This is a genomic window from Sorangium sp. So ce394, from assembly GCF_051474665.1.
In the GTDB taxonomy this organism is placed as follows: Bacteria; Myxococcota_A; Polyangia; order Polyangiales; family Polyangiaceae; genus Sorangium; species Sorangium cellulosum_D.
The window spans coordinates 12,393,425-12,406,333 of sequence record NZ_CP150339.1 but is presented as its reverse complement, the minus strand read 5'-3'; the positions used below and the strand labels follow the sequence as shown (position 1 = coordinate 12,406,333).

Below are 12,909 nucleotides of genomic sequence, written 5' to 3'. Positions count from 1 at the left end.
ATGGCAACCAAGAAGAAAGACGTTGAGTCGATTCACTATCTCTCCCCGCTCCAGCAGGGATTGCTCTTTCACGCGGTCTCGGACCGGTCCGCCGACCCGTACTTCGTCCAGACGGCCTTCCTCCTGGAGGGGCGGCTCGATCCGGACGCCTTCGAGCGCGCCTGGCAGGCGCTCGCGGAGCGGCACCCGATCCTGCGCACGGGCTTCGTCTGGGAGGGCGTCGCCAGGCCCGTGCAGGTCGTCCGCCCGCGGGTGACGATCCCGCTCGCGCGCCACGACCTCTCCGGGCTCGCCGAGGGCGAGCGCGAGGAGGCGCTGGCCGCGCTGATGGCCGAGGACCGGCGCGCCGGCTTCGACCTGCTGAAGGCCCCCCTCATGCGGCTCACGCTGGTCCGGATCGCGGAGGACGCCCATTGCTTCGTCAACAGCCACCATCACCTGCTGCTGGACGGGTGGAGCTTCGCCCTCCTGCTGAGGGAGGCGCTGCTCGTCTATCGAGCGCTCGCGCGGGGCGCGATCCCCGAGCTGCCGCGAGCGCGCCCGTACCGGGACTACCTCGCGTGGGTGCAGGCCCAGGACGAAGCGACGGCCGAGCGGTTCTTCCGCGAGGCGCTGGCCGGGTTCCGGGCGCCGACGCCGGTCCCCATGGAGGCCGGCGCGGGACCGGCCGCGGCGCGCGGCGACGCGCCCCCGTTCGCCGAGCAGGCGCTGAGCTTCTCGCGGGCGGAGACGGAGGCGCTCGCGGCCTGCGCCCGCCGCCTGCGCGTCACGCTCAACACGCTCGTGCAGGGCGCGTGGGCCCTCCTGCTCGCCCGGCACGGCGGCGAGGCCGACGTGGTCTTCGGCGCCACGGTGTCGGGCCGGCCCCCGGAGCTCCCCGGCGCCGAGGCCATCGTCGGCGTGCTGATCAACACCCTGCCGGTGCGGGTCCGCGTGGACGAGCACGAGCCGCTCGCCGCCTGGCTCTCGCGGCTGCAGGACCGGAACAGCGAGCTGCGCCAGCACGAGTGGGCCCCCCTCTCCCAGGTCCAGCGCTGGAGCGAGGTGCCGGGCGGGCGCTCGCTCTTCGACACGCTCGTGGTGTTCGACAGCTACCCCGAGGAAGACGTGGCCGGCGGGCAATCCGACGTGCGCGACGTGCGCGACGTGCGCGTCCGCCCCCTGCCCCGGCCCGGCGTACGCGAGGGCGACGCCACGCTCACCGCCGGGCGCAACAACTACCCGCTGTCGCTCATCGTCGAGCCGTCGAGCGAGCTCCGGCTCATCGTGTGCTACGAGCGCCGCCGCCTCGCGCACGACGCCGCGGCGAGCCTGCTCGGGCAGCTCCGCGCGCTGCTCGAGGCGATGGCGGCGCGGCCGCACGCCCGCCTGGCCGAGCTGCCCCTCGTGAGCGGCGCGGAGCGGCGGCGCCTGCTCGAGGGCGGGAACGCGACGGCCGCGGCCTTCCCGGCGGCCTGCGTCCACGAGCTGTTCGAGGCGCACGCCGCCGCCCGGCCCGACGCGCCGGCGGTCGTCTGCGAGGAGACGGCGCTGACGTACCGGGAGCTCGACCGCAGGACGAACCAGCTGGCGCGCCGGCTGCGGGCGCTCGGCGTGCGGCCCGAGGACCGGGTCGCCCTGTGCGTCGAGCGCTCGGCGGAGATGGTCGTCGCGCTGCTCGGAGCGCTCAAGGCCGGCGCCGCGTACGTGCCCCTCGACCCGAAGTTCCCGCGCGAGCGGCTCCGCGCCGTGGTGGAGGACAGCGGCGCGCGGGTCGTGATCACCCACGAGCGGTGGGCCGGCGCGTTCGACGCGCCGGGGCCGGCGCTGCTCTTCCTGGACCGCGACGAGGCCGCCCTGAACGCCCTGCCCGATGGGCCGTTCGGCCCCGCGGCCCGACCCGAGAACCTCGCCTACCTCATCTACACCTCGGGCTCGACCGGTCGGCCGAAGGGCGTGGCCGTGGAGCACCGCCACCTCGCGAACTACGTGCGCGGCGTGCTCACGCGGCTGCCCCTCCCCGAGGGCGGCGGCATGGCGCTGGTCTCGACCGTCGCGGCCGATCTCGGGCACACGTCGCTCTTCGGCGCGCTCTGCTCGGGCCGCGCGCTGCACGTCCTGTCCGAGGCGCGGATCTTCGATCCCGACGCGACCGCCGAGGCCATGAGCCGCCACGGCATCGACGGCCTGAAAATCGTCCCGAGCCACCTCGCGGCGCTGCTCGAGGCGGCGCACCCCGAGCGCGTGTTGCCGACGCGCTGCCTCGTGCTCGGCGGGGAGGCCTCGAGCTGGGCGCTCATCGACCGGATCCGGGCGCTCGCCCCGGATTGCGCCGTCGTCAACCACTACGGCCCCACCGAGACCACGGTCGGCTCGCTCACCTACCCGATCGACGCCGCGGCCGACCGATCGGCGGCGACGGTGCCCATCGGCCGGCCGCTGCCCAACACGCAGGCCTACGTCCTCGGCAGGAACATGGAGCCGGTGCCGGTGGGCGTGCCCGGGGAGCTCTACCTCGGCGGCGCCGGCGTGACGCGCGGCTACCACGCGCGCCCCGAGCTGACGGCCGAGCGCTTCGTCCCGGATCCCTTCGGCGGCACCCCGGGCGGCCGCCTGTACCGCACCGGGGATCGAGCGCGCGTCCTGGCCGACGGCGCGATCGAGTTCCTCGGGCGCACCGACCATCAGATCAAGCTGCGCGGCCACCGCGTCGAGCTGGGCGAGATCGAGGCGCGCCTGCGCGAGCAGCCCGAGGTGCGCGAGGCGGTCGTGGCGGCGCGGGACAGCGGCGGGGCCACGCGCCTCGTGGCCTACCTGGTGGGCAGGGACGCGGCGCCCCTCGACGCGGCGGCGCTCCGCGCGCGGCTGGCGCTGCACCTCCCCGACTATATGGTCCCGAGCGCGATCGTGCCGCTGCCCGCGCTGCCGCTCACCGCGAACGGCAAGATCGACCGCGCCGCGCTGCCCGAGCCAGAGCGGGCCGGCGCGCCGGACGCCGGCGGCTTCGTCGCGCCGCGCAACGAGGTCGAGGCGACGCTCGCGCAGGTCTGGGCCGAGGTCCTGGGGCAGGAGCGGGTCGGCGTGCACGACAACTTCTTCGCCCTCGGCGGCGACTCCATCCGGAGCCTCCAGGTCGTCGCGCGCGCCAACCAGCGCGGCCTCAAGCTCAGCCCGAAGCACCTGCTCGACCACCCCACGGTGGCCGCAGCCGCGGCGGCCGCGGCGGTCGCGGTCGTGGACGCCGGCGCGACGAGGGCAGAGGGCCCCGCGCTCCCCACCGAGCTCCCGCTGAGCGGCCTCACGCGAGACGAGCTCGATCGGATCCTGCCGGACCGGTCGGGCATCGAGGATGTCTATCCGCTGTCGCCGACGCAGGAGGGCATGTTGTTCCACACCCTCCTGAACCCGGGCTCGGGCATCTACCTCATGCAGCAACACTACACGTGGGCCGGCCGGCTCGACGCCGATCTCATCGTCGAGGCCTGGCAGCGTGTCGTCGCGCGGCATCCCATCCTGAGGACGTCCTTCCTCTGGAAGGATCTCGAGCGGCCGCTCCAGATCGTCCACCGGCACGTCGATCTCTCCGGCGTCATCCAGGTCCTGGACTGGCGCGGTCTGCCCGAGGCCGAGCAGGAGGCCCGCCTCGCCGAGACGCTCGAGTCCGAGCTGACCGCCGGGCTTGACATGACCCGCGCGCCGCTCTGGCGGATCCGGCTGATCCGCGTGACGGAGGACGCCTGCCGCATCGTGCGGAGCTTCCACCATATCCTCACCGATGGCTGGTGCTTCTCGCTGCTGATGATGGAGTGCCTGTCGTACTACACGGCCTTGCGGGAAGGACGGCCGCTGGAGCTGCCCCGGCTGCGTCCGTATCGCGACTACATCGCCTGGCTCGGGCGGCAGGACCTCTCCGCGGCCGAGCGCTTCTGGCGCGGCGAGCTCCACGGCTTCACCGCGCCGACGCCCCTCGGCGTGGAGCGAGCCGTCCCTGGCCATCCGGAGCAGCCCGCGGGCATGGGGGACGCGGTCATCGAGCTGGAGGCGGCCGCCACCGAGGCGTTGATGGGCCTCGCGCAGCAGCACGGGCTGACCCTCAACACCCTCGTGCAAGGGGCCTGGGCGCTCCTCTTGAGCCGCTACAGCGGGCATCGCGACGTCGTGTTCGGCGTGACGGTGGCAGGGCGCCCGGCCGATCTGCCCGACGTGGAGACGATCGTCGGGTTGTTCATCAACAGCCTGCCGCTGCGCGTGATGGTGGCGCCCGAGCAGCCGCTCCTCGCGTGGCTGAAAGATCTCCTGGCCCACAACTACCGCCTCCGCGAGTACGAGTATTCGCCGCTCTCGCAGATCCAGCAGTGGAGCGAGCTCCCCAAGGGACAGCCGCTCTTCAACAGCCTGGTGGTCTTCCAGAACGCGCCGATCGACCCGCGGCTGGGCGAGCAGGTGGGCGATGTCCGCCTCTCCTTCGAGCAGGCCAGGATCCACAACAACTATCCGCTGACGATCGTGGCCTATCCGGGCTCGGAGCTCGGGCTCCGGCTCTCGTACGACCGGCGGTGGCTCGATGGCGACGCCGCCTGCCGCATGCTCGACCAGCTGCGCCAGCTGCTCGAGGAGATGGTGCGGCGGCCGCGCGCCCGGGTGGGCGATCTGGCGCTCCTCCGCGAGGCCGAGCGGCGGCGCGTGCTCATCGAGTGGAACGCGACGGCCGCGGCCGTGCCGGCGGACGCCTGCGTCCACGAGCTGTTCGAGGCGCACGCGGCGCGCCGGCCGGACGCGGCCGCCGTGGTGTACGAGGAGACGGCCCTCTCGTACCGGGACCTCGACCGGAGGGCGAACCAGCTGGCGCGCCGCCTGCGGGCGGCCGGCGTGGGGCCCGAGGATCGCGTCGGCCTGTGCCTCGAGCGGTCGGCGGAGATGGTCGTCGGACTGCTCGGCGTGCTCAAGGCGGGCGCCGCGTACGTGCCGCTCGATCCCAAGTTCCCGCGAGAGCGGCTGGACGCCGTGCTGGCCGACAGCGGCGCCCGCGTGGTCGTCACGCAAGCGCGGTGGGCGGGCGCGCTCGACGCGCCGGGGCGGACGTCGCTGTGCCTGGACCGCGACGCGGCGGCCCTGGCGGCCGAGGCGGCCGAGCCGCTCGGCGCGACGGCCCGGCCCGAGAACCTCGCCTACCTCATCTACACCTCGGGCTCGACGGGGCGCCCGAAGGGCGTGGCCGTGGAGCATCGGCAGCTCGTGAACTACGTGCACGCCGTGCTCGCGCGGCTGCCGCTCGCGGAGGGCGCCGGCCTCGCGCTGGTCTCGACCGTCGCGGCGGACCTCGGGCACACGTCGCTGTTCGGCGCGCTCTGCTCGGGCCGCACGCTGCACGTGCTGTCGGGCGACCGGACGTTCGATCCGGACCGCATGGCCGAGTACATGAGCCTCCACGGCGTCGATGGCCTGAAGATCGTCCCGAGCCACCTCGCGGCGCTCCTCGAGGCGGCGCGCCCCGAGCGCGTGTTGCCCCGGCGCTGCCTCGTGCTGGGCGGCGAGGCCTCGAGCTGGGACCTCATCGACCGGATCCGAGCGCTCGCCCCGGACTGCGCCGTCATCAACCACTACGGTCCCACCGAGACCACGGTCGGCTCGCTCACGTGGGAGATCGACGCCGCGCGCGACCGGCCTACGGGGCCCGTGCCGATCGGCCGGCCGCTCGCCAACACGCAGGCGTACGTGCTGGACCGGAACATGGAGCCGGTGCCGGTGGGCGTGCCCGGGGAGCTCTACCTCGGCGGCGCCGGCGTGACGCGCGGCTACCACGCGCGCCCCGAGCTGACGGCCGAGCGCTTCGTCCCGGATCCCTTCGGCGGCTCGCCCGGCGGCCGCCTGTACCGGACCGGCGATCAGGCGCGCTACCGCCCGGGCGGCGCGATCGAGTTCCTCGGGCGCACCGACCACCAGATCAAGCTGCGCGGCCACCGCGTCGAGCTGGGCGAGATCGAGGCCCACCTGCGCGAGCAGCCGGAGGTGCGCGAGGCGATCGTGGTGGCGCGGGACGACGGGAATGCCAAGCGCCTCGTGGCCTACGTGGTGGGCAGGGACGCGGCGGCGCTCGAGACGGCCGCGCTCCTCGAGCGGCTCGCGCAGCGCCTGCCGGACTACATGGTCCCGAGCGCGATCGTGCCGCTGCCCGCGCTGCCGCTCACCGCGAACGGCAAGATCGACCGCGCCGCGCTGCCCGAGCCAGGGCGGGCCGGCGCGCCGGAGGACGGCGGCTTCGTCGCGCCGCGCAACGAGGTCGAGGCGGCGCTCGCGCAGGTCTGGGCCGAGGTCCTGGGGCGGGACCGGGTCGGCGTGCACGACAACTTCTTCGCCCTCGGCGGCGACTCCATCCGGAGCCTCCAGGTCATCGCGCGCGCCAACAAGCGCGGCCTCAAGCTCAGCCCGAAGCACCTGCTCGACCACCCCACGGTGGCGGAGCTGGCCCGCGACGTCCAGCCGCCGCGCGCCGACGCGGACGCCGCCGAGGAGCCGCCGCTCGTCCCGGTGCCGCGGCAGGCGCCGCTGCCGCTCTCGTTCGCGCAGCAGCGCCTGTGGTTCCTCACCCAGCTCCAGCCCGAGAGCGCCGCGTACAACATGACCGCGGCGGTGCGCGTCGCGGGGGACCTGGATCTCGCGCTCCTGAAGGAGAGCCTCGCCGCGCTCGCCCGGCGCCACGAGCCGCTGCGCACCACGTTCGGCACGATCGACGGCGAGCCGGTGCAGGTCATCGCCCCGGACGGGGCGCCGGCCTTCGAGGTCGTGGATCTGTCGGCCACGCCGGACGCGGAGCACGACGCTGCCATCCAGCGCGCGGCGTCCGAGCGCGCCGCGGTGCCGTTCGACCTCGGCCGCGGTCCGCTGGTCCGCGTGACCGCGATCAAGCTCCGCGACGACGAGCACGTGCTGGTGTTCGTCATGCACCACATCCTGACGGACGGCTGGTCCATGAACGTGCTCGTGGTCGAGCTGGCCGAGCTCTACCAGGCGGCGCGGGCGGGCCGCCCGCCGGCGCTGCCGGCGCTGCCGATCCAGTATGCCGACTTCGCCGTCTGGCAGCGAGCGTGGATGCGGGGAGCGGTCCGCGAAGCGCACCTGGGCTATTGGCGTCAGCGGCTCTCGGATCATCCGCCGGCGCTCGACCTGCGCACGGATCGCCCCCGGCCGGCGGTGGTGAGCTATCGCGGGGCTCGCCACGTGATGACGGTGGATCGAGGGCTGGCCGAGGCGCTCCGCGCCCTGGGCCGGCGCGAGGGCGCCACCCTGTTCATGACGCTGCTCGCCGCGTTCAAGGTCCTGCTCTTCCGGCGCACCGGCCAGACCGACCTCCTCGTCGGGACCGACGTGGCCAACCGCAGCCACGTGGAGACCGAAGGGCTCATCGGGTTCTTCGTCAACCTGCTGGTCCTGCGGACGGACCTCGGCGGTCAACCGAGCTTCCTGGAGCTGCTCCGCCGGGTCCGTGAGGTCACGCTGGACGCGTACGCGCATCAAGACCTGCCCTTCGAGCAGGTCGTGGAGGCCGTGCGCCCGGCCCGCGATCCAGGCCGGCACCCGCTGGTGCAGACCCTGTTCGTTCTGCAGAACACGCCGAGGACCAACATCGATCTACCGGGGGTCCGCTTCAGCGCCGTGGATCTCGACTGGAAGATGTCGCGGTTCGACCTCGGGGTGTTCGTGGAGGAGACGGAGGAGGGGCTCCGGGCTCAGTGGACGTACCGGGCCGATCTGTTCGAGCCCTCCACGATCGAGGGCATGGCGACGGAGCTCGTCGCCCTGCTGCGGTCGATCGTGGAAAGCTCCGAAGATCGCATTACGGCGCTCGCAACCTCGACGAGAGAGGAACGCACGATGCCAAGTCACGCGCAAGGGAACGCGCGCGGTCAGGGCCGGCCCAAGGGCCTCAAACACATCACGCCTCGCAGGGTGGGAATCGACCACGGCGCGCTGGTCTCCACCGGCACGCTCGGCGGAGGGCCGCTGCCGCTGGTCGTCCAGCCCGCCGTCGACGACGTGAACCTCGCGGCCTGGGCCGCGCAGGAGCGCGCGCTCGTCGAGGCCCAGCTCGATCGGCACGGCGCGGTGCTGTTCCGCGGCTTCGGGCTCCGGTCGGTCCCGGAGTTCGAGCAGGTCGCGCAGGCCGTCTGCGGCGAGCTGTTCGGCGAGTACGGCGATCTGCCGCGAGAGAAGACCGGGCGGCAGGTCTACGCCTCGACGCCGTATCCGGCCGACAAGGCGATCCTGTTCCACAACGAGAGCTCGCATATCCCGCGCTGGCCGCTCAAGCAGTGGTTCTTCTGCGTCCAGGCCGCCCCGTCCGGCGGCGCGACGCCCATCGTGGACTGCCGCAGGGTGCTCGAGGCGCTGTCGCCCGAGCTCCGCGAGCGCTTCCGGCGCCTCGGCCTGCTCTACGTGCGGAACTTCACGCCGGGCTTCGACGTGAGCTGGCAGGACTTCTTCCACACGACGGACCCCGCGGTCGTGGAGGAGCGCTGCCGCTCGGGCGGCATGGGGTGCGCGTGGCTTCCGGGCGGCCGGCTGCGGATCAGCCAGCGCGGCCCGGCCGTGCTCGCGCACCCGAGGACGGGAGAGCAGGTGTTCTTCAACCAGGTTGAGCTGCACCACCCGGCGTACCTGGAGGCGCCGGTGCGCGACTCGCTCCTGTCCATGCTCGGCGAGGAGTGGCTGCCTCGCAACGTGTACTACGGCGACGGCTCGCCGATCGACGTCGAGACGACGCGCGCCGTGGGCGAGGCCTACGAGCGCTGCGCCGTGCGGTTCCCGTGGCGGGAGGGCGACGTCCTCCTGCTCGACAACATGCTCGTGGCCCACGGCCGCGATCCGTTCTCCGGTCCACGGAAGATCGTCGTGGCCATGGGCGAGATGGTGACGGGCGGGACGGCGACGCCGGGCGCCCGCGGCGAGGTGGCGTCATGACGATGCAGGTCACGGAGTCGACGCCGAGCGTCCAGGGGGTGCGCCTGTCGCCGCAGCAGCGGCACCTCTGGGCGCTCCATCAGCGCGGGGCCGCGGCGTGCGCGCGCGGGCTCCTCCGGCTGGAGGGAGACCTCGATCCCGCGCGGCTCTCGGGCGCCCTCGCCCGCGTCGTCGCGCGCCACGAGATCCTGAGGACGACGTTCCGCCGGGACGCGCGCCTCCGGTTTCCGCTGCAAGCCGTCGGCGAGGCGGCGCCCGCGTGGCGCCGCGTCGATCTGACCGGCCGCGCGGCCGGCGACCAGGACGCGCACGTCGAGGCGCTCTGGCGCGACGCCGCGCGGCTCGGGTTCGACCTCGAGCGCGGGCCGCTCCTCCACGTGTGGCTGGTGCGCCGCGCCGCGCGGCGGCACGATCTGCTCGTCGCCGCGCCCGCGCTGTGCGCCGACGCGTGGACGCTGCGCCTCCTCTTCGACGAGCTGGCCGAGGCCTACGCCGCCGGCGATCGAGGGGCGCTCGCGGCGGAGCCGGTGCAGTATGCCCAGTTCGCCGAGTGGCAGAACGATCTCGTCGGCGCGGCGCAGGGCGCCCGGGCTCCGGCGGCGGCGCCCCTCGTCCTCCCGTTCGAGGGCGCCGCCGAGGAGGGCGGCGCCTCCGAGGAGGCCGTCGCGATCGAGGTCGACGCGGCGCTGCTCGACCGGCTGAGCGCGCTGGCCCGCGGCGAGGGGATCCGGCTCTCCTCGGTCCTGCTCGCGGCCTGGCAGGTCCACCTCGCGCGCCTCGGCGGGTCGCGGGAGCTCGTCGTCGCCGTCGCCTCGGAGGGGCGGCGGATGGAGGACGTCCAGGAGGTCATGGGCCCGGTGGCCAAGTGGCTCCCGGTGGCGTGCCGCGTGGACGACGCGCTCGGGTTCGCCGACCTTGCGCGCCGGGCGCAGGCCGGCGTCGAGGAGGCGGCGGAGGGACAGGAGTCGTTCGATCCCGGCTCGCCGGCCGACGGCGGATGGCACGCCAGCGCCGTCGGCTTCGAGCTCCAGTCGCTCCCGGAGCCCCGGGCCGCGGGGGGCCTCTCCTGGCAGCTCGAGCGCCAGTGCACGGGCGCCGGCGGGCTCAAACTCGCGCTCTCGGCCCAGGAAGGGCAGGGCCGCGTGCGGCTCTCGCTCCGGTACGACGCGCGCCGGTGCGGGGCGGAGGGCGCCCTGGCGATGGCGGAGCAGTACCGGGCGCTGCTCGGGAGCGTGGCCGAGGGCTGGTCGGCGCCGGCCTCGAGCCTCGGCCTGCTCGGCCCGGCGGAGCGGGCGCGGCGGCTCGCGGCGGGCCGGGGCGCGGCGCGCGACGGGGCGCCGCCGCGGTGCCTGCACGCCGCGTTCGAGGAGCACGCCGCGCGGCAGCCCGACGCGCTGGCCGTGGTCGGGGGCGAGCGGCGGCTCACGTACGGCGCGCTGAACCGGCAGGCCAACCGGCTCGCGCACCACCTCCGCCGGCGGGGGGTCGGCGGCGGCAGCCCGGTCGGCCTCTGCTGCGAGCGCTCCGCGGACATGATCGCGGGCCTCCTCGGCATCCTCAAGGCCGGCGGGGCCTACGTGCCGCTCGACCCGCACGCGCCCGCGCAGCGGCTCGCCCAGCAGATCCGCGGCGCGGGCCTCTCGGTCCTGGTCACGAACGCGGCGGCCCGCGCCCGGCTGCCGGCCGCGGACTGCGCCGTGGTCTCCGTGGACGACGCGGCGCTGCTCGACGCCGAGCCCGCCGGCGACCCGGGCGTGCCGGTCCTGCTCGACGATCTCGCGTCGGTCGTCTTCACGTCGGGGTCCACGGGCGAGCCCAAGGGCGTCGCCGTCACGCACCGCGGCGTCGCCAGCTACACCCGGTCGGTGTGCGAGGCGCTCGGGATCGAGGCCGGGCTGCACTTCGCCACCGTCTCGACGCTGACCGCCGATCTCGGCAACACGAGCATCTTCGGCGCCCTCGCCACGGGCGGGTGCCTGCACGTGATCGGCTACGAGACGGCCACCGACGGGCGGCTCTTCTCGGAGTACGCCCGGCGCTGGCCGCTCGACGTACTGAAGATCGTGCCGTCCCACCTGAGCGCGCTGCTCGACGCGGGCGCCGGGGCGGCGGTGCTGCCGCGGCGGCTCCTCGTGCTGGGCGGCGAGGCGCTGCCGCTCGCGCTCGTCGACCGGATCGCGGCGCTCTCGAGCGGCTGCGCGGTGGCCAACCATTACGGGCCGACCGAGACGACGGTGGGCGCGCTGGTGTTGCCGCTCGGCGACCTGCGCGATCGGCGCGGGTGCGCCTCGGTGCCGATCGGCCGGCCGCTGGCGAGCGCGGAGGCCTACGTGCTCGACGAGCGCCTGGAGCCGGCGCCGGCGGGCACGGTGGGCGAGCTGTACCTCGGCGGGGCCGGGCTTGCGCGCGGGTACCTCGGCCAGCCCGATCTGACCGCGGAGCGGTTCGTGCCGCACCCCTTCGGCGCGGGCGCGCGCCTCTACCGGACGGGCGACCGGGCGCGCTACCGGCCCGACGGCGCCATCGAGTTCATGGGCCGGCGCGATCATCAACTGAAGATCCGCGGTCACCGGGTCGAGCTCGGGGAGATCGAGGCGCGCGTCCGGGAGCATCCGGCGGTCGGGCAGGCGGTCGTCGTCGCTCGGGAAGACGGCGCCGGCGGGCGGGCGATCGTCGCCTACGTCGTCCCCCGGGACGGCGCGCTCGACGAGGCTGCGCTGCGCGCGTTCCTGAGGGAGCGGCTCCCCGAGTACATGCACCCGAGCGACGTCGTGCTGCTGCACGCGCTCCCGCTGACCGCGAACGGAAAGGTGGATCGGCGCGCGCTGCCCAGCCCCGCGGCGCGGCGGCGGCGTGCGTACGTCGCGCCGCGGACGCCGGTCGAGGAGGCGCTCGCGAAGATCTGGGCCGACGTCCTCGGGCGCCCGCAGGTGGGCGTCGAGGACGACTTCTTCGACCTCGGCGGGCACTCGCTGCTGGCGATCCCGCTGATGCACCGGATCCAGCAGGCGCTCGGCGGCTCGCTGTCGCTGATGGCGATCTTCGAGGCGCCGACCGTGGCGGGTCTCGCGCGGCTGCTCGACGGCGAGCGTCCGGCGTCGAGCATCGTGGCGCTCCGCGCGGCCGGGTCGCGCCCGCCGCTCTTCTGCGTGGACCCCACGGGCCGGCATGTCACGGCGTACGAGGGCCTCGCCGCCGCCCTCGGCGACGACCAGCCCGTGCTCGGGCTCGAGCTCGGTCCGGCGCTCGCGCGCGAGGCCGAGGCGGTGTCGATCCGGCGGATCGCCGAGCGGCTGTCGCGCGAGATCCGGGAGCGGCAGGCCCGCGGCCCCTATCTCCTGCTGGGCTGGTCGCTGGGCGGCGTGCTGGCGCTCGCCGTCGCTCGGGCGCTGGAGGAGCAGCGCGAGACGGTCGCCTTCGTCGGCCTCCTGGACACGCAGCCGCGCACGCGCGTCTACGCGTCGGGCGAGCCGGACGCCGTGGAGGAGCTCGCCGCGTACGTCGCGCTGGATCGCAGGGCGGCGTTGCTCGCGCTCCCGCCGGCGGAGCTCGACGCCTTACGCGCGCGGCTCTCGGGGCTGGGCGAGGTCGACCGCGTGAACGAGGCCGTGCGGTGGGCCCAGGCGCGCGGCTTCGTGCCGGGCGACGTGCCGGCGGCCGCCTTCCACCCCCGGTACGCGCTGCTCCGGGACGCGGCCGTGTTCTTGAACGAGCTGCCGCCGCGCGGCCTCCGGGCGCCCATCCACGTCTTTTGGAGCGCCCAGACGATCGAGCGCCGCGGCGGCCCGCCCGTGGACTGGCAGCAGTACACGGCCGGCGCGGTGCGCACGGCGATCGTGCCCGGCGATCACTTCGCCGCCGTGCAGGGGGCCGACGTGCACGCGCGCGTACGCGCGGCCCTGGAGGTCTTGGACCTGGGGGAGCGCGCCCCGGAACGCCCGGAATCGACCAACCCGTCTCGCTAGGGAGTAC

General features: G+C 74.8%; 2 protein-coding genes. Both read left to right on the top strand.

Translation table 11 applies throughout. The features are described from left to right. The gene (locus WMF33_RS45810) at positions 1-8,937 is read left to right on the top strand and encodes an amino acid adenylation domain-containing protein (protein WP_437334471.1); all 8,937 of its coding nucleotides are present in this window, start codon (positions 1-3) and stop codon (positions 8,935-8,937) included. Further along, positions 8,934-12,902, top strand: a complete 3,969-nt coding sequence (locus WMF33_RS45805; RefSeq protein ID WP_437334470.1) for a non-ribosomal peptide synthetase — start codon at positions 8,934-8,936, stop codon at positions 12,900-12,902. Before WMF33_RS45810 ends, WMF33_RS45805 begins: the two co-directional genes overlap by 4 nt. The last annotated feature ends 7 nt before the right edge of the window (positions 12,903-12,909 follow it).

Bases quoted from the DNA above. Each gene is read 5' to 3' on its own strand.
- WMF33_RS45805 (WP_437334470.1), top strand. From the start codon at position 8,934: ATGACGATGCAGGTCACGGAGTCGACGCCGAGCGTCCAGGGGGTGCGC.
- WMF33_RS45810 (WP_437334471.1), top strand. From the start codon at position 1: ATGGCAACCAAGAAGAAAGACGTTGAGTCGATTCACTATCTCTCCCCG.